Origin of the sequence: Actinomycetospora chibensis, from assembly GCF_028737215.1 — a bacterium.
In the GTDB taxonomy this organism is placed as follows: Bacteria; Actinomycetota; Actinomycetes; order Mycobacteriales; family Pseudonocardiaceae; genus Actinomycetospora; species Actinomycetospora chibensis.
Genome location: NZ_JAQZAM010000014.1, coordinates 57982 through 75698 on the forward strand (window position 1 = coordinate 57982; position 17717 = coordinate 75698).

General features: G+C 68.4%; 17 protein-coding genes and 1 pseudogene. 5 read left to right on the forward strand and 13 right to left on the reverse strand.

Annotation, left to right across the window (positions count from 1 at the left end):
• Positions 1-2: 2 nt before the first annotated feature.
• Positions 3-194, reverse strand: coding sequence for a ferredoxin (locus PH189_RS21180; protein WP_274190806.1), 192 nt, complete (start codon positions 192-194; stop codon positions 3-5).
• Between the two features lie 224 nt (positions 195-418).
• Here PH189_RS21180 and PH189_RS21185 point away from each other — a divergent pair, with 224 nt between their 5' ends.
• Complete coding sequence (locus PH189_RS21185) at positions 419-1267, forward strand: crotonase/enoyl-CoA hydratase family protein (RefSeq protein WP_274190807.1); 849 nt, start codon at positions 419-421, stop codon at positions 1265-1267.
• A gap of 78 nt (positions 1268-1345) precedes the next feature.
• On the opposite strand, the gene PH189_RS21190 is transcribed toward PH189_RS21185, so the two are convergent.
• Positions 1346-1948, reverse strand: coding sequence for a TetR/AcrR family transcriptional regulator (locus tag PH189_RS21190; protein WP_274190808.1), 603 nt, complete (start codon positions 1946-1948; stop codon positions 1346-1348).
• 110 nt (positions 1949-2058) lie between these two features.
• Here PH189_RS21190 and PH189_RS21195 point away from each other — a divergent pair, with 110 nt between their 5' ends.
• Positions 2059-3606, forward strand: coding sequence for an acyl-CoA synthetase (locus tag PH189_RS21195; RefSeq protein ID WP_274190809.1), 1548 nt, complete (start codon positions 2059-2061; stop codon positions 3604-3606).
• 7 nt (positions 3607-3613) lie between these two features.
• Here the strand turns inward: PH189_RS21195 and PH189_RS21200 are convergent, their stop codons facing one another.
• A complete protein-coding gene (locus tag PH189_RS21200; protein WP_274190810.1) occupies positions 3614-3766 on the reverse strand; it encodes a hypothetical protein in 153 nt (50 codons plus the stop codon).
• A 179-nt stretch (positions 3767-3945) separates the two neighbouring features.
• Here PH189_RS21200 and PH189_RS21205 point away from each other — a divergent pair, with 179 nt between their 5' ends.
• Positions 3946-4785 carry an alpha/beta fold hydrolase gene (locus PH189_RS21205; RefSeq protein WP_274190811.1) on the forward strand — a complete coding sequence of 280 codons (840 nt, stop codon included), beginning with the start codon at positions 3946-3948 and terminating at the stop codon, positions 4783-4785.
• A 137-nt stretch (positions 4786-4922) separates the two neighbouring features.
• On the opposite strand, the gene PH189_RS21210 is transcribed toward PH189_RS21205, so the two are convergent.
• Positions 4923-5291, reverse strand: a complete 369-nt coding sequence (locus PH189_RS21210; protein ID WP_274190812.1) for a hypothetical protein — start codon at positions 5289-5291, stop codon at positions 4923-4925.
• A gap of 146 nt (positions 5292-5437) precedes the next feature.
• Between PH189_RS21210 and PH189_RS21215 the strand changes: the two genes are divergently transcribed.
• Entirely contained in the window at positions 5438-6031 is a 594-nt protein-coding gene (locus tag PH189_RS21215) for a CGNR zinc finger domain-containing protein (RefSeq protein WP_274190813.1), read from the forward strand.
• Between the two features lie 440 nt (positions 6032-6471).
• On the opposite strand, the gene PH189_RS21220 is transcribed toward PH189_RS21215, so the two are convergent.
• Entirely contained in the window at positions 6472-6987 is a 516-nt protein-coding gene (locus PH189_RS21220; protein WP_378014984.1) for an ester cyclase, read from the reverse strand.
• Positions 6988-7787: 800 nt separating this feature from the next.
• On the opposite strand from PH189_RS21220, the gene PH189_RS21225 reads away from it, so the two are divergent.
• On the forward strand, positions 7788-9038 hold the full coding sequence (locus PH189_RS21225; RefSeq protein WP_274190815.1) for a hypothetical protein: 1251 nt from the start codon (positions 7788-7790) through the stop codon (positions 9036-9038).
• Here the strand turns inward: PH189_RS21225 and PH189_RS21230 are convergent.
• From PH189_RS21230 to PH189_RS21260, 8 genes and pseudogenes are all read right to left on the reverse strand, one after another.
• Positions 9009-10910: a CapA family protein gene (locus PH189_RS21230; RefSeq protein ID WP_274190816.1), complete on the reverse strand. Its 1902-nt coding sequence runs from the start codon at positions 10908-10910 to the stop codon at positions 9009-9011. The genes PH189_RS21225 and PH189_RS21230 overlap by 30 nt on opposite strands.
• Before the next feature lie 27 nt (positions 10911-10937).
• Positions 10938-11330 (reverse strand): annotated as a pseudogene (locus tag PH189_RS30535) (carboxypeptidase-like regulatory domain-containing protein); the annotation flags it as partial.
• Positions 11330-12361: a C40 family peptidase gene (locus tag PH189_RS21235; RefSeq protein WP_274190817.1), complete on the reverse strand. Its 1032-nt coding sequence runs from the start codon at positions 12359-12361 to the stop codon at positions 11330-11332. The pseudogene PH189_RS30535 and the gene PH189_RS21235, both read right to left, overlap by 1 nt.
• Before the next feature lie 25 nt (positions 12362-12386).
• Positions 12387-12842, reverse strand: a complete 456-nt coding sequence (locus PH189_RS21240) for a poly-gamma-glutamate biosynthesis protein PgsC/CapC (protein WP_274190818.1) — start codon at positions 12840-12842, stop codon at positions 12387-12389.
• A 20-nt stretch (positions 12843-12862) separates the two neighbouring features.
• On the reverse strand, positions 12863-14236 hold the full coding sequence (gene pgsB / locus PH189_RS21245; RefSeq protein ID WP_274190819.1) for a poly-gamma-glutamate synthase PgsB: 1374 nt from the start codon (positions 14234-14236) through the stop codon (positions 12863-12865).
• 1 nt (position 14237) lies between these two features.
• Entirely contained in the window at positions 14238-15671 is a 1434-nt protein-coding gene (locus PH189_RS21250) for a hypothetical protein (RefSeq protein WP_274190820.1), read from the reverse strand.
• A 645-nt stretch (positions 15672-16316) separates the two neighbouring features.
• Positions 16317-16832, reverse strand: a complete 516-nt coding sequence (locus PH189_RS21255; RefSeq protein ID WP_274190821.1) for a GNAT family N-acetyltransferase — start codon at positions 16830-16832, stop codon at positions 16317-16319.
• On the reverse strand, positions 16829-17614 hold the full coding sequence (locus PH189_RS21260; protein ID WP_274190822.1) for a GntR family transcriptional regulator: 786 nt from the start codon (positions 17612-17614) through the stop codon (positions 16829-16831). The genes PH189_RS21255 and PH189_RS21260 overlap by 4 nt, the downstream gene beginning before the upstream one ends.
• Between the last annotated feature and the right edge of the window lie 103 nt (positions 17615-17717).

A 17717-nucleotide genomic window follows, 5' to 3' on the forward strand; every position in this document is an offset into this window, starting at 1 on the left:
GCTCAGGACTCGAGCGAGAGCGCCTCGGTCGGGCAGGCGGCGACGGCCTCGCGGACCTCGTCCTCCTGCCCGTCGGGCACCTCCTCGGCGTGCAGGATGAGCGAGCCGTCGTCGTCCACCTCGAACACGTCGGGCGCCAGGGACTCGCACATCCCCATGCCGGTGCACTTGTCCCAGTCGACGTTGATCTTCATTGGGGTGGCCCTCCCCGGGTCGGCGTCCTCGGCGACGGAGCTCGCGACGAGCCCGCATCCGGCGCACCATAACGTGCGTGATGCTACGGCGCGAGACCTGCGTCACCGACTGATCACTCCACGTCAGCACGGGCAGGGTGCCAGCCTCGTGTCAGCCTGGGGGCCATGCTGGCGTTCGACGTCAGGAAAGCCCCCACCTGGACCCCGGCGAAGGGAACACGGACGTGAGCACGCTCGACCTGGACGCGCCGGCCACCCCCACTGCACTGTCGGTCACGCACGACGGCGGCGTCGCGACGGTGCGCCTCGAGCGCCCCGAGGCCGCGAACGCGCTCGACCGCACGCTGTGGCGCGAGCTGCGCGACACCTTCACCGCGCTCGACGCCGACCCCGGCGTGCGCGTCGTCGTCCTCGCCGGTGCCGGAAAGCACTTCTGCGCAGGCATCGACCTCTCGATGCTCGCCGAGATCCAGGGCATGGCCCCCGACGGCGCCGACCCCGGCCGGGCCCGCGAGGCGCTGCGCCGTCTGATCCTCGATCTCCAGGACGTCCTGACGACCGTCGAGCGCTGCCGGGTCCCCGTCCTCGCCGCGATCCAGGGCGTCTGCGTCGGGGCCGGCCTCGACCTCGCCGTCGCCTGCGACCTGCGCTACGCGACCCCGCGCACGAAGTTCTCGCTCAAGGAGGTCGACATGGGCCTCGCCGCCGACGTCGGCGTCCTGCAGCGCCTGCCCCGCATCGTCGGCGAGGGCCGGGCGCGCGAGATGGCCTACACCTGCCGCGACGTCCGCGGCCCCGAGGCCGAGACCATGGGTCTGGTCAACGCCTGCGTGGAGGCCGACGACCCCGAGGGCCTCGTCGCCCACGTCCAGGAGATCGCCCGGGCCCTCGCCGCGAAGTCCCCGCTCGCGATGCGCGGCACCAAGCACGCGATCACCTACGCCCGCGACCACTCCGTGGCCGACGGCCTCGATCAGATCGCGACGTGGAACGCCTCGGCGCTGATCTCCGACGACCTCACCGAGGCCGTCACCGCCTTCAGCCAGGGACGCGCGCCGCGCTACGCCGACTGACGCACCTGCGGTGCCAGCCCTGCGGCCACGCTGGCACTCCAACACAGCACGCCGATAGGGCCAGGAAATCCGCGTCGATCACCGGTCCTCGCGCGCGTCCGCCCGCCAGGGTGCGACCGGAGTGGCGACGGGATCCCAGACGCCGTCGGCGTGCGCGCGCACGACCAGCTCGAACTCGTCGAGCAGCGAGGACAGCTCGACCGGGGTGACGCCCGCGATCTGCTGGTGGCCGGCGAGCACCGCCACCCCGAGGGAGGCGAGCCGCTCGCGGACCGCGTCGTCGGTGATCACCGGCGCGAGCACGTCGCCGAGCGCGCGCACCCGGCCGCGGTCCACCGCCCGCTGCGCGGCGTCGACGGTGGGGTCGACCGTCGCCCAGGCCCGGATCGCGGTCTCGGCCTCGTGGGGCACGGTGAGGGCCAGGTACTTCATGCGCGTGACGCGCTCGAGGGCGTCGTCGGAGGCGTTGACGAGCTCGACGAGACGGGCGGTCTCCTCGCGCTCCCAGTGCTCGAGCAGCGCGGCGACGAAGCCCTCCCAGCTTCCGAAGTGGTGGTAGAAGGACCCGCTGGTGACCCCGAGCGCAGCGCACAGGCGCCCGATGCGCAGCCCGTTGCGGCCCTCGCGGGCGAGCAGCCGCAGGGACACCTCGAAGTAGGCCTGCGGGGTGGCGGTCGGCATGGCTCCCGGTCCCCCCACCTCGACGCGAACGCTCGGTTCCCCTCCGAGCACACCGTAATCTACTCTACGGCCCGCCGACCCCCGGTCTCGTGATCGCTGAGGAGACGACGATGTATCCCGGCACCTTCGCCGCCACCCACCCCGACCGCCCCGCGGTGATCATGGCCGAGACCGGCGAGGGGCTGACCTACCGCGAGCTCGAGGACGGCTCGGTGCGCCTGGCGCGCACGCTGCTCGACCACGGGCTGCAGCGCGGCGACGTCGTCGCACTGCTCAGCGACAATCACCCGCGGGTGTTCGAGGTCTACTGGGCCGCCCAGCGCGCCGGCCTGCTCGTCACCGCCGTCAACCACCACCTCTCCCCCGACGAGGCCGCCTACATCGTCGACGACTGCGGGGCCCGCGCCCTGGTGGTGTCCGCGGCGAAGGAGGAGCTCGCCCGGGCGATCGTCGACGCGACCCCCGGCGTGACGCTGCGCCTCGCCTTCGGCGGCACGGTCGCCGGGCACCGGGACTACGACGAGGTCGTCGGCCCGCAGAGTCCCGAGCCGCTCGCCGACCAGCCCCGCGGCGGCGACATGCTCTACAGCTCGGGCACCACCGGTCGACCGAAGGGGATCAAGCCGAATCTCGTCGAACGTCAGATCGACGAGCCCGGCGACCTCTACATCGCGGTGTTCAAGCCGATGTACGGCTTCGACGAGGACACCGTCTACCTCTCGCCTGCGCCGGTGTACCACGCGGCGCCGCTGCGCTTCGGGGCCACGATCCAGTCCACCGGCGGCACCGTCGTGATGATGCACCGGTTCGACCCGGAGCAGGCCCTCGCCGCGATCGAGCGCTACCGGGTCACCCACAGCCAGTGGGTGCCGACGATGTTCGTGCGGATGCTCAAGCTGCCCGACGAGACGAAGCAGCGCTACGACGTCTCGAGTCTGCGCGTGGCGATCCACGCCGCCGCGCCGTGTCCCGTCGAGGTCAAGCAGGCCATGCTCGACTGGTGGGGCCCGGTGCTCTACGAGTACTACAGCTCGTCCGAGGCCAACGGGATCACGTTCATCAACCCGCAGCAGTGGCTCGAGCGGCCCGGCTCGGTCGGGGTGGCGGGCCTGGGCACGATCCACGTCTGCGACGACGAGGGCCGCGAGCTCGCCCCGCACGAGGTCGGCACCGTCTACTTCGAGCGCGACCGCGTCCCCTTCGCCTACCACAACGACCCGGACAAGACCCGCGGCGCCCAGCACCCCGAGCACGAGACGTGGACGACCACGGGCGACCTGGGCTACGTCGACGAGGCCGGCTTCCTCTTCCTCACCGACCGCAAGAGCTTCATGATCATCTCGGGCGGCGTGAACATCTACCCGCAGGAGATCGAGGACGTCCTGACCCTGCACGACGCGGTCTACGACGTCGCGGTGATCGGCGTGCCGGACGACGAGATGGGCGAGTCGGTGTTCGCCGTCGTCCAGCCCGCCCCCGGCACCGAGCCCACCGAGGCGCTCGCCGAGGAACTCCTCGAGCACGTGCGCGGTCGCATCGCGCGCTACAAGACGCCCCGGCGGCTGGTCTTCACCGACGACCTGCCACGCACGCCGACGGGCAAGCTCGTCAAGCACCGCCTGCGCGAGCGGTACGCGGCGGGCGAGTTCGCCGCCTAGAGCCGGACTAGAACAACGACTCGAAGAACGTCGCGATCGACGCCAGCGCGTTGCCGATGATCGTCAGGATCGACTGGACGACGTCGGCCGCGCCCACGGGTTGGGCGATCACGAAGTAGAGCAGGACGGCCACGACCACCACGATCAGGAACCGCCTCAAGCCTGAAGACATCTGTCCCTGCCGCTCCCGTGCACACCGGCTCCACGCCGCATCTCCGGTCGGATGCGACGAGCACCGACCGTAACGCGAGCGCCCCACCCGAGGGTCCTCCTTCGACGGAGTGTCGCGAGGTCGCGCAAGATCGACGTGACGGCGCCGGCGCGGCACCATCCAGGACCGTGGACTCCTTCACGCGCGACGGCCTGCGCTTCGACGTCATCGAGCACGGTCCGGCGGACGGCACCCCGGTGCTGCTGCTCCACGGCTTCCCCCAGACCGCGGCGAGCTGGGAGCCCGTGGCCCGCCGCCTCGCCGACGCCGGTTACCGCGTCCTCGCCCCCGACCAGCGCGGGTACTCGCCGGGCGCCCGGCCCGCGGGGCGCCGCGCCTACCGCGTCGAGGAGCTGGCCGCCGACGCCGTCGCCCTCGTCGACGCGGCGGGCGGCGGACCGGTGCACGTCGTCGGGCACGACTGGGGAGCGATCGTGGCCTGGGCGCTCGCCGCGCTGCACCCCGAGCGGGTGCGCACCGTGACCGGGGTGTCCGTCCCGCACCCCGCCGCGTTCCTGCGGGCGATGCGGTCGAGCAGGCAGGTCGCGCTGTCCTGGTACACGTACGTCTTCCAGCTCCCCGGGCTGCCGGAGCGGTTCCTGAGCCGCCCCGGCGCCCTGCCCCGGGTGTTGCGACGGACCGGTCAGACGGCGGAGCGGGCCCGGCGGGACGAGGCCGCACTCGCGTCCCGGGGCGGTCTGCGCGCGGCCGTGGCCGGGGGCGTCAACTGGTACCGCGCGACGCCGCTCTGGGAGCACCCCGGCCTGCCGATCCCCGTCGAGGCCCCGGCGCTGATGGTGTGGAGCGACGGCGACACCGCGGTCTCACGGGCGGCCGTCGAGGGCAACGCCGCGTGGATGCGCGGGCCTTACCGCCTCGAGGTGTTCTCCGGCGTCAGCCACTGGATTCCGGACGAGGCGCCGGACCGGCTCGCGGATCTCGTGCTGGAGCACGTCGCCGAGCGGTGAGGTAGGGGGTTCCGGGAGCGCGGGGGGATGCGCTCCCGGAACCATGGTCGGCCGAGGGGGGCGCGGCCGACCACCCCATGTTACGACCGGATTGCCGTTCTCAAGGGTGCGTTATGCCACCCCCGGTGAACGGTCCTTCAGCCGACGAGGTCGAGCCGGCGGTCCCCGCGGTGTCCGAGGGCGATGTCCGGGGGAGGTGTGTGGTCATCGCCAGGGAGGAAAGGGCGATCGGATCTCCCGTGTCGCAGCAGGGAGTTCCGGTGCGCCACGATCGCGGTTGCCAGCGCCTGGGCGTGGGACTCGGCGTCCGGGGCGTCCTCACCCGAGACCCGCTCCACCGCGCGGCCCAGCACCTCCGCCAGGCGGGCGAGCTCGTCGAGCACGTCCGCGGACCAGGTGAAGTGGTCCGTACCGTCCGGTCGCAGCGTCCGCCCGTGGTCGTCGAGGTGCCGGAGCGCCTCGGTGGCTTGCCGGGCGAGCGCGACGCCTGTGTTCTCAACCGTCACGACGCTGCTGTACCCGGCGCCCGGCGGGACGACGCGCCCCGAGGCGCACGAGGCGTCGCAGTACCCCGGGCGGTCGATCGGCGGTCGCCCAACCCTCAGGGGTATAACCTCGCTTCACCGATTACGTGACGCGGAGGAGGTGCAGGGTGCGGGTCGATCTCGACGACTACGTGAGCGGCGCGACCCTGGCGACGGAGCTGGTCAACACCGCGCCCGGGGTCTGGCACGGCGAGGACCAGCTCGACGGCGTCCCCGCGTTGACCCGGTTCCTCGTCGAGCACGGCGTCGCGACGGACCACGAGCCGACGGTCGACGACCTCGAGGCGGTGCGGGCGCTGCGCGCGCCCGTGCGCGAGGCGATCGAGGCGGGCGAGCGACCGGACGGCCAGGCCGACGTGGCGGCGCTCGCCGGGGCGCTGGTCGCCCGGGCGGGCGGACCGCCGTCGCTCACGCGCGACGACGGCGGGCGGTGGCGGTGGTCGGTCGCGCCACGACCGGACGCCACGCTGGCCGAGCGGCTCGCACTCCTGGCCGGGGTCGGCCTGCTGGGCGTGGTGCGGGTGCTCGACGCCGATCGCTTCCGCGACTGCGCGTCGCCGACCTGCTCGGGGGTCTTCGTCGACACCAGCCGTGCCGGTCGACGGCGATACTGCATGCCGGAGCTCTGCGGGAACCGCGCCCATGTGGCCGCGCATCGCGAGCGGCGCCGGGCGGGGATGAGGGAGAGGAAAGAGAGGTAGAGGGCCGGTCTCGCTCCTGATCGGCTCCCCAGCGGACAGGAGCGAGACCGGCCTTCCGGAACGGTCACGCGGCGAATCCCCCGAAGAAGTCGCCGTGACCCGTTGCACACGGGGTGTCCTGCCCTCCTCGCGCGGAAACCGGCTGGGCACCGATAAATCGGTTCAGCGGACGCGATCAGAGACACGTGTTTCGCTGCACAGCCGGAGTGGGACGCGGCACGGACAGGACCTGCTCAGCCGATGTGACGCCCCTCGGCGTTCTCCCAGTAGGGCTTGCGGAGATCCTTCTTGAGTACCTGACGCCGCGAGTCAGAGGAGCCACCTCACCTGCGGAGACGTACGTCTCCGGCGATCATCGGCGTCGAGGTGTTCCGTGGTGGTTCCGCGGCCCGCACGGATCAGCGGCGGCCAACGCCGGTTACCGGCTGCGGCTTCAACCCTCAAGCCTTCGCTTCCCGCTGCGCCTGCCGTCGGGCCAGGACCATCTTGACGATATAGCCGGGTGTCGGCGGAAGCCAACCGAGCTCACGGCCCATCGTCATGTCGTCCCGGTTTGCCCAGTGCTCCGCGATCTTCCCGCCCTCCATGCGGAACCAATGCGTCTGCGTGGCCGAGAACGATCGACCCCGCGACGGGAAGACCGCACTGACCGCACCGTCCGGCCCGTAGGCCGTCAGGGTCCCGGTCTGGTGCCCGGTCATGGTCGTGTGGAGGACGACCAGGGCGCCGTCCTGCACCGCCTCGTGGACCTCCCACCGCATGTCGGAGAAGGCACCCCTCAGCCGCTCGGCGGACCGATGCAGGCCCTCAGGGCCGCGGAGAGGCGGGTACTCGTCTGCTTCACGGTCGAGTGCATCCGCGGTGTAGACCTCGGCGAAGTCCTCGAGCGTGCCGGTGCTCATGATCTCCATGGACCGGATGCACGTGGCCTTGTCGTCGGTCGGGCCTGCGCTCATGCCTCTCACCTCGGGCTCCCGCTTCGATACGAGAAGGCCAGAATGCCGCAGTCTCAATCGACGGAGAAGTGTCCCGAAGAATCCGGAACGCACGACTTCTGCTGGTGGTCAGAGGAGCACCGGCCGTTACCTCCCGTCGCAGGATTCGTCCTCGGGGTCTCTCCCTCGGCGGCGCGGGCTCTGCCCTGCCGGGCCGCTCGTGCGGGTGCAAGCGCCCCTGTCGTCGATGGCCGGCGCGTGACTGCCCTGGTGGCGCTTGCGGCTGTGCGAACGGTCTGGCAGCCCTCGGGCGCGTCGTCGTGGGTGAGGCCCCGTCCCGACCACCACCCCTGCCTTGCCGCTGGCTCGGTTGCTGGTGGGGGCTCTCCTGAGGTCGGTGTCCTGGTCCAGGGCGGAGCGCCTGGCCGCCGGAGGCCTGCCCCGCTGCCGGCTCCCACCGTGGTCCAGGTCGCTGCTGCCGCTGCCGTGGTGGCTGGCCCGGGGGCCGGCCGCGCGGCACGGGACGAAGTCAGGAGTGAGAGCGTGGCCGGCCCGGAAGGGCCGGCCACTGCCGGCGCGCCAGCGCCGGCCTTGACCGCTGGTGGTGCCCGGTGAGCGGGGCGGGTCTCGGTAAAGGGGCAACAGCTCTTCGACGCGGGCGCCGCCGCCGCGAGGACCACACCCCCGACCGCCGCGGTCCTGGGCGTGTTGGTGGTGCGGGCAAAGGCCCCGAGTCCGCCGAGCGGGAGCGCCAGGAGCGCTCTCGGAGTCGTCGCCGCGACCGCTGGGCCCGTCGTCGTCAGCTTCGCCCGATCTCGGGGTTGAAGCGGGTGCAGCAGTGCGGCCACAAGATCGGCGGCCCTGATGTGTGCCCGACGCTGGGGGTGATCACGAACAGGGACGGCACCCGCTCGGCCGCGTATGGCGGGCTCAAGCACTGCGGCTCGGTGTGGACCTGCCCGGTGTGCGCGGTCAAGATCGCCACCTGCCGCGCCGACGACCTCGCCACGGTGATGCGCGCGGTCCACGAGCGGGGCGGAAGCGCCTTCATGCTCACCCTCACGATGCGCCATGGCCGCGGCGACCGCCTCGGACTCTCGACCACTGAGCGCCGTAGGCGGGACCTGCTCGAGGAGCGCCGCGCAGATCGGGAGGTGGCCGAGGCCAACGGGTGGGACGTCGACGAGCGCGCCGCCGAGGCGGAGGAAATCGAACTCGCCGGGATCAAGGCTCGCGAGGGCTCCTGGGACGTCCTGGGCTACGCCTGGGCCGCGGTCACCTCCGGGTCGACCTGGGTCAAGGACTCCGCCCTGTTCGGCGGCTTGCTCGGTTGGGCGCGGGTCGTGGAGGTCACCGACGGCGCCAACGGTTGGCACGTTCACGTTCACGCCCTGCTGTGCTTCGCAGACGACGTCTCCGCCGAGCTAGTCGCCGCCGGCATCGGCGCGCGCATCTTCGGACGCTGGCTCCGCGCCCTGGAGCGCAAGGGCTTCGACGCCTCCGACGAACACGGATGGGACCTGCGCAAGGCCCAACTCGGCGAGGGCGACCTGGCCGACTACTTCACCAAGATGGCCCACGAGGTCACCGGCGCCAGCCAGAAGGACGGCCGCGCTCGTGGCGGCCGCACGCCGATGCAGCTCCTGGCGGACGCCGTCGACACCTACCGCGCCGACGACCTCGCCCGCTGGTGGGAATGGGAGGAAGCCTCCGACGGCCGACGCCAGCTCACCTGGTCTCGTGGTCAACGGGACCTCCGCGCCCTAGCCCGCCTCGATCGCGAAGCTACCGACGCGGAGATCGCCGAAGAGGACCAGGAAGCGGATGCACGGCTCGGTCTGATTGCCGATACGTGGAACTGGCTCAGTGCTGGGCGTCGAGAGGTCGACCTACTCGAAGTCGCCGAGACACGTGGCGTAGCTGGCGCCCGTCAATGGCTTGAGGAACGCGACCTTCGATACACCGAGCTATGTCAGTCCCGGGACCAGGCCGGACCGACTAATCGTAGGGCCTGTCTGTCGACTTCAAGCGGGCCTCCTTCGTCATGGGCTCTCAACGGGGCGGGCCGCTAGCGGAGGGAGAAAGGGCTCGGCTGCGGTGCCCGAGCGCTCCAACTCGACCTGCCCGCCGGCAACGGTACGAACGTGGGTGGCCTTCGCAAGCGCTGACGAGCCGGGCGGCGACCATTCGACGAGCCGCAGTGCATCGAGCCCAGCGGACACATCTCGCGGCGGTGACGGCTCGCCTGGGCTCGCGGTAGGGGGAGACAAGCGCAGGAAAACGCCCACCGCGACTGCATCTGGCGGCGTAATGGCATCAATCCTAATGGAATGCCAATCCATACCTTCGCGGCCCCCCTCGATCACCCGTACGGTCTGTGAACTAGACGGCCCCCGAGTATCGGAGAACCAGGAGAGCTGCACTTCCAGTCGAGCGCCGGGCGCAAGTCGCACCATCCCTTCCATCGATACCTGCGCTTGCGCCACAGGGCGAGGCCCCGGCCGAACCGCTCCCGTGCCGGCATCGTCCTCGTCCCTGTTCTGACGAAGTAACTGCTCCGACCCAGGGTTGGCCAGAAGGGCCCGGTGGATTGTCGTACCCACGACCGGTTCCGCGTCATTGCCGTCACGACGCAGCTGGTAGACGAGGCCGCGTCCCGGCGCCGGGTCATGAACGACTGCATTGTCCGGACCATGGGTCCAAAGCGCGCCCGGGCCCGATCCAAGCACACTATTCTCAAAATCCCCAGTCCACAGCAGATCGGTTCCTGGCTCGACCGTTCGCGGATTCGCGCCGCGCAGCGCCCAACCGTCACCGACCTCCGCAATGGTCCCGGCCGGAGAAGCCGGAACCATCACTGAGCGTCGGGCCGGTACTCGTTCACGCCCGGCAACCTGAAGCTCGAGAGCGCCGTCCTCCAAGAGGAAGGGGCCGCGACTCAACCCTGCCGCAGTTCTGTTCACGTAGTTGGCGAGGTCCGAACGCAGCCCGTGCGCAACGTAGCGTTCCACCATGATCGGCTCAAGAAAAGCACGGACGATCTGGCCACGGCGCACGTGAACGTTCAGAACGTAACTCTGGAACGTGGGCCAGACGGTCTGATCGAAGACCAGGTTGCCGAGCGACCAGGCTGTCAGGGCACCCCCGTCCCAGTCGAGCCCGCCGACGACGTGCGGGTGAGCGTTCACGACCAGCGTCGCGCCCGCCGCTCGCGCAATCGTCGTGAGTGACCGCACCTGGTCCGCCGGTTCCCGGCCGTACTCGAACCCTCCGTGCACCGAAAAGACAACCACTGCGCCCGAAGCCTTGGCAGCCGCAATCGAGTCGCGCACTCGATTCGGCTCGCATGGCGCCGCTCCGCCCTTGGCCGGACCCGCCACATAGGAGATGGAGTGCTCGGCTCCGGTAATCGTCGTGCAGCCCAGGAACGCGATCCGCGCGCCCTTCACCGGGATCACTGCTGGCGTGTAGGCCGCGTCGACCGTGTTGCCCAGCCCGAACTGGCCAAGCCCAGGCCCGAACCCGGCAGCCGCGAAGCTCTCTACCGTCGACCGCACTCCATCCTCGAGGAAGTCGTACTGGTGGTTGTTCGCTAAACCGACCACATCCACGCCGGCGCCAGCCAGCGCAGGCGGCAGCGCTGGACCACTCGCGAAGACGAATTCTTTGGTCGGGTGCACACGGGCCGGCCGTGGCCCTCGGGGATCGATATACGGCTCGTCAGTGACCGGACTCTCGACGTTCACCGATGTCACGTCGGCGTCGCGCAGTAAGGGTGCAACCGAGCTCAAGAGACCGGTGTGCTCGTTGAGGTCCGAGGGGTTGCTGATCACCGAGTCATTCAGCCTGCCGTCCTCATTGTTATCGAAGAATCGACGTCCCATCATAACGTCCCCACCGAATTGCAGCGCCACCGTCTCGCCGTCATCAGGGGTCAGCCGCACTAACAGAGGGTCACCCGCAGTGCCGGCACGCGTCCTGCTGAGGAAACCCGCCCTGGACACGGAAACCCAGCTCCCACCCGGTTCCCCCACCACAGAGAAGTAACCGCGAAGGTCGCTTCGCGTGTTGCTTTGGCCAGCCGTGACGGACGCGTCGGGGACAGGCGCGCCATTGAGGTCGACGACCTGGCCGACGATCGGACCCGACAGCAGGCGTGAGTCCGGAGCGACCGGGCTAGTACAGGAAGACACAGCGACCGCGATTACCACCGCGAACAACAGCGCCAAATGTGCCGACCGCCGTCGAGAATTCTCCCCGGCCAATTTGCCACGCCTCCCGTTCGAGTGGTGATGCTCTCGCCGCTCGTCGCCGACCACTGGCTCACCGCTCGCCGATCGACACCGCACGACACCTGGAATCACTAGATGCGGCGCACGGCCCGCAAGCGTTCGGCGAAGAAACCGTCGCCTTGAAGCACAGAGGCGCCACCAAAATCGCCCATAGTGGGCCCGTTGGCGCCACCGCGGCTGGAGATGAACCGGTGGCGGTCGTCGCTGTCGCGACCCAGGTAGATCGCAGAGTGGTCAATATCTGGGTCGTCGTCGGTGGTGAAGAACAAGAGGTCACCTGCCCTGAGCGCGCTAAAGTCAGTGGGTCGGGCACCGCGGTCGGAGATGATGACAGTTCCGGGGCCAGAGCGGGCCATCGTGTCGGCCCGGCGCGGCAAGCCGATGCCTTCGTCACGGCTGGACAATGGGTAGCCCGACCGATACCCGTAGACCATTCGGAGGTAGCCCGAGCAGTCTAGGGCGCCCGCCTGTTCCGCATTGGGGTGTTTCTCGACGCCGTCTGGGAAGCGCCAGGAGTGCCCGAGATAGTCGTAGAAATCGGCGCCGATGTCCCGCTTCCCGTTGTCCAGCTCCGGCCCGAAATTGGCATTACCGGCGAAGCGCACGCCATCCTGGGCCCACTGATCTGACGCCTCCTCGGTGTACTCAGTGGCGATCGCGAGTACATCTGGGCTGGAGTCAGCCAACGCAGTCGAGAGCCATTGCCTTACCCACGGCTCCTGCTCACGCCCCGCATGCCAAGGCTCCGGCGCTACTCGGACCCAGATGCTTGTCTCAACAGTAGCGCTGGTAGAGCGAGGCTCGGAGATCGTCCTTAACGGCCCGGCCATCGTGACAGTGCGTGCCCCGTCGGTGAAGGTTGCCACCGCGATGCCCTGTCGGTCGATGACCTCGGTGCGGTCAGGGTTGTGCAGCCGCGAGAATTGGAAGCCAGCAGGATCGCTCGACGGCAGAACAACGGGCGTCTCCCAGCGGGTGAGGCCCGGGAGTAGTTTCATCGCTGGCCCAGCCGCGATCCCGATCAAAAGGCCAACCACACCGACGACGAGAATAAGTACGCCACCACCCCTGGGCGGCCCGCCAACCACGCGCATACGTCGCATTGCGGATGATCCTTCCCAATTGGGGTCAGAGCGTGGGGACGAAGCCCAGAAGGACTCCCACTGCCAGCACCCCGTAGCTCGCCGCGCTGACCACCGTTGTGCACAGCATCGTGGCGCGGGTGGGCTGGCGCACGAGCTGGTACGCAACCAGGCCTGGGATGATGAACCCAAGTGTCTCGCTTGCGAACAATAGTGGATAGTCCTCGTGGATTACCAGGAATAGCGTCGTAGAGAGCAAGACGCTAATCATCGTGACAGAAGCGAAAAGACGCTTGCCGTAGAGAATCACATTACGCTGCAACAGCAGAGTGGCGGCGTATGTCAGGCCAGTGACCACCACGATCACAAGAATCTTGCGAGTGTCCTCAGCAAGAGTGAGGGCAACCCATCCCGGCGTAATCATTCCACCGGGGGACAAGTTGGTAGTGAGGTAACAGGCTAGAGCGAAGACTAAGCCGATCGCGAGGGCGACGGTGGCCACTTGCGCTGAGAGAGCGCCGCTTACCATGGTGACTTCCAACGGCGGTGGGGAGTGATCCGGTGGGCCCCGCCCTGACGGCCAGAGCGAAGCCCGGTTCGCCCCTGTTGACGATTTGGCGGAAGGGGAGCTCTCGCTACCGATTTTGGTTCTGCTGGGGATTCGGTGCTCGATAAGCTTTGGGCTTGAGACAGTACGAGCGGGGCGTAGGCAGTGTGTGCGGGTGCAGCGGGGAGGGCCCGCAGCCGGTCGAGCAAGACCTCGCCCTGCCCGTGAATGTTGCCAACCGCGACGAGAGAGCCTGCGCCGCCCGTGTCGGTCTTCAGCGAGTCGATCAAGGCGATGAAGTCGAGAGCTCCACCCAAGTCCTCCACCCGGTCCGCAATATCGGTTGGAATGGCCGCCCTCGCGGACCGAGTCTGCTCTCCGATAATGATAATCTTGTCTGGATTCAGGCGGGCGGTTAGTTCGCCCATCTGCCCATTGCGCTCGATGCGGTCGGGTCGACAATTGATAACCACGTTGAGCGGTCGACCAATCAATCCTCGACTGGCGAGCAGTTCGACGTTCATCATCGTCGACTCGGGGTCGTTGGCCGCGAAGATGTTGGCAAAGGAAATTGTGCGACCCGACGCGTCGCGGGTGCTGACTGCAACTGTCCCTGGGTCGGGACGGGAGGCGATCATGCCCTCGAGCGCTGTACTGCGATCAACCCCGGAGAGCGCGGCCACGGCAATCGCGATAGCGACGTTCTCCTTGAACGTAATCCACGGGAAGCGCTCGATTTCGGAGTTGGAAACAGACTCCGGGTCAACTTGAATCAAGCGACATCCTCGACGCTCCGCTTCGTCGCGTAGGATGTGTACTCGGTCCTGCTCAGCGGTTATGCACACACCGCCTATAGGCATCGAGCGCGAAAGAGAGCGGGCGACATCATCGAGCGTTGGGCCCATCTCCGTTAGGTGGTCTTCGCGGACGTTACAGATCACGCACACCGTCGATTGAATGAGCTTTCGCTCGTTGACTTCTTGCAGGTCGGGAAGAACCGCCATGCACTCGATGACGAGAGCGTCCGGTCGGTACGCTGCGGCGCGGCGAACGATATCAATCTGCTCGACGATGTTAGCGAGCCCGAATTTGCGGTAGATGGGCTCGTCCTCGCCGTCCGGGCTTATGAAACGAGCGGCCGTGCCGGTTGTCTTTGCCACAACCAACTGCCCGCCACCCCGTAAAGCCCCGGCGCAGAGCCGGGTAATCGAGCTCTTGCCGCGGATACCATTGATCACGATCCGGGAAGGGATGCTGTGAAGATTTGCCAGATGGCGGCGTTGCTCGTTCACCCCTGCGACCAGCAACAGAAGGCAACCGATGGCATAGATGGTGAATAGAAAGCCCACCTCAGCGACTCGCCTCGGCCTGGACAGTTCGGGTGCGCCCTCGTGGCGGGGCGACGACCACTAGTTTTACGGGTCGTGACCGCCGGTGTAGGGGGTGAGGGCTGATCCGTTGGGTCGGAATGGCGTCTACGCGATGCATCGCGACCGTCGCGGGGTCCTCCGTGGGGAGGCTCAGGAAAGCGTCGGCGGAGGCCGTCCTGGCACGCACTGCCTCGACAAGCCGTCGGTTCAGCGCCGCCGCGATCGCCCCGGACTCGTTGAGCCGTTCCGGCGCCACCGGCTCTGGAGCCACCCCTCCAGCTGCGACGGCGGCGACGCCTTCTGCGTGTAGTCCCAGCCGGCGCAAAGGCCTCACCGCGCTGATGTAGATCCAACTGAGGAAGACAACAGCGAATCCACCCGCCACGCTGGAAATAGCGAATGCCGCGCGCCTCGTCGCGTCGTGCGCGAACACCATTGCCGCCGTATCGTGCTCCGCAACTGCAACCAACTCCAAACGGGCTGTGGCATCCTCAAAGCCGATGCGCTGGGCAGTGAGAACCGTCCCCTCAGCCTCAGGCGCTACAGGTGAGGTGCGGTGGCCGCTAGCGGCTTGGGATGCCACTTCCCTCAACGCCGGATTTGCGAGCTCGGTGAAGGCTTGGTAACCAACGTTGCTTAGAATAGTTCGCATCGCGCCGTCAACCACCGAGATCGGCGAATCGGCGACTCGTAGACGATCGTTGAGCGCCCGAATGTCGTACTGGCCGACCAGGATTCGGCCGCTGTCGAGCGGACTCGCAGCCACCAGGACGGGCTCGGCTCCGCTGGTGTTGAGAATGGTGATCCCTGGGCCAGGGGCGGAGGCGAACGACGCCGAGCTGTTGCCAGCTGATGCGAGTGCATGCGCTTCAGAGTCGAGCACCTGGACTGCACGGAAGATTGGGCGCGCGGCCAGGGCCTCTTCCGTGGTGCCCGCAGGGTCGTCCATCGCGCGGTTTTCGGCGGCAACCGCTCCCAAGCCTGCCAGGCCGCCTTCGAGCTCGTGGCGCACCGAAGCTGCGACCGCGTCGGTGGCCCGCTGCCCCTCTTCGGCGACCGCGAACCTCGCTCCATGGTCGCTTCCGACCATCATCGATGTCGTGACGAGCCAGGCGACCACTGCAAGGCCGACCAACCACAGAGTATGGAGCGCGCTGACCGTACGACGATTGCCTGTGCCGCCAACGCACACTGTGCCCGCGAGGCGCTCGGTCTCGCGGGTGAGGGAGCGGCGGAACAGGCGTGGGCCGTCGAGGATGCTGGCCTCTAGATCATCCCGCAGTCGACGAATTGGTACCACGATCAGCATGCAGAGGGCACTGAACGCCCACACTGCAATTAGGGCCAAGGACAATCCAGCCGCCAGGCCCGGGTGCTCAACCTCGCCCGTGGCAAGACCCGTCTGGGCATCCACGGCGTCTGAGCGAAGGCCAACTAGCGCTCCCGCGGCTACCAGCAATACGACGAACAGCGCAGTCGGAGCCACAACGACTCCGGACGGGAACCGCCGTGTCGGGAAGACATGCGTTGATCGACGTGCGGTGGCGTCGTCGCGCCGTTCCGCGGAAGGTACTGCGACGCAGACCGAAGACAATCCGAGGCCCCCCACTTGTACACCCTTGTACACCGGCTCGCCTGCGAGACGAAGATCGATCTCGTTGCGAGCTGCACGTCACCTGATATAGCTACAGCGCCCGCCGCTGTTACGGAGCGCGAGATCGTGCGCAGCTCGGATCACCCGTACGGCGCATACTGTCTCGCGCGAACGTGCTGGTCAGACCCACGGCGCACCGGAGCCACGTCCCGCCGAACTAGGGCAGATGTGGCGGTCGCCACAGCTTGATCTTGAGGTGGGAACTGGCGACCTACGGTCCGAGCGGTCCTGCCCGCCGGAGTCGTGATCGGAGCCGCGCAGCCAACTCAAGTGCACCGTGGCTCCGGGGATCGACCCTCGGCGCGGTGGGCGCAGGAGGTCACGGCGATCGGCCCCCCGTGGCCGCGGGACGTTGGTGGCGGCGTACGGGTCTTCAGCCACCAGGACGCGCGAGCACGTCAGTCCTCAAGCGGGACAGATGGATGATCTCGGGGTAGGACGCTGAAAGAGCGCGCCCGACGGGCGCCACGGTACGTCTATCGTTCGGACGTGGCTCCAGCCGTGCGCCTTATAGTAGCGGTGCAGTCCCGTATTGGAGCGGTAGCAGTCGAGGCGCACGTAGTCGTAGCCGAGTGCGCCAGCGAACTGCTCGACCCACTGAGTGAGTTCATCGCCGATTCCTTCACCGGCGTGGTCGCGGGCCACGATCATGCGATGGACATAGAGGGCGCCGTCGGGATCGTCGTCCGGTCCCCAGAAGTCCGGGTCAGCGTAGGTGTCAACGGTGACGGTGGCGATAATTCGACCAGAATCGTTCTTGCCAACGAAGACGTTGCCCTGCTCGATGTCGGATCGAACCTGCTTAACCCGGGGTTCCCACTGCCACTGATCGATGCCCTTGCCAGCGAGCCAGCGGGAGGCCTCGCGGAAGAGGTCGAGCACGGCGCCGAGGTCGTCGAGGCCGGCGCTGCGGACAATCACTGCTCATCGCCCTTCTGTGGCTTGGCGGGCCGGGTGCGTTCGAAGGCGATGAGGTGGCGGTCGCCGGGGAGCACGTTGCGCACGACGCGGACGGGTCGGCCGTTGTCGGTGTAGCCGGTGACGCGGTGCATGGCGACCGGCACGCCGAGCCCGATTTCGAGGCGGCTGGCCTCGTCGGGCGTGGGCATGCGGACCTCGATCTCGTCGACCGCGTGGGTCTGCTCGGCTCCGAGCTCGGCGAGGACCTGGTTGGCGCCGCGGCCGATGTCGGCGGGGTGCATGATCTCGCTGCCCTGCACCAGCTCGAGCGGGAAGTACGAGTCGTTGGTGTTGAACGGGGTGCCGTCGAGGTAGCGCACGCGCTTGCGGATGACGACGGTGTCGCCCTCGGCGAGCCCGAGGCGGGCGGCGACGTCGGGCGGCGGCGCGGCCAGCTCGACCGCGATGGTCTGTGAGGGCTTTCGGCCCAGCTCGACCTGCTCGTCCATGAACTGGTCCAGTTCGGGATGCGTCGGGCGCTCCCGCCACTCCTTCTGCGGTCGGTAGATCAGCCGCTCGATCCGACGTACGAAGTGCCCGCGTGGGCGCTCGGACACGACCAGACCCTCGTTGACCAGGACCTGCACGGCCTGGCGCACGGTCGCGCGCGTGACGCCGTGAGTCTTGGTCAGCGACTCCTCGGTGGGCAGCTTGGCGCCGGCGGCCAGCTCCCCGCTCTGTATGCGGGCGCGCAGGTTGTCGGCGATCCGCTGGTAGAGCGGCCCGGCGCCTCTGCTGGTCATGCCGCCAGTTTGGCCCGGTTACCGAACATTGTCTAGGCAATCTGCTCCGTCTACTTGACGTGGAGCGGAGTGGCACACCAGGCTCTCCAACGTCTGCATTGTC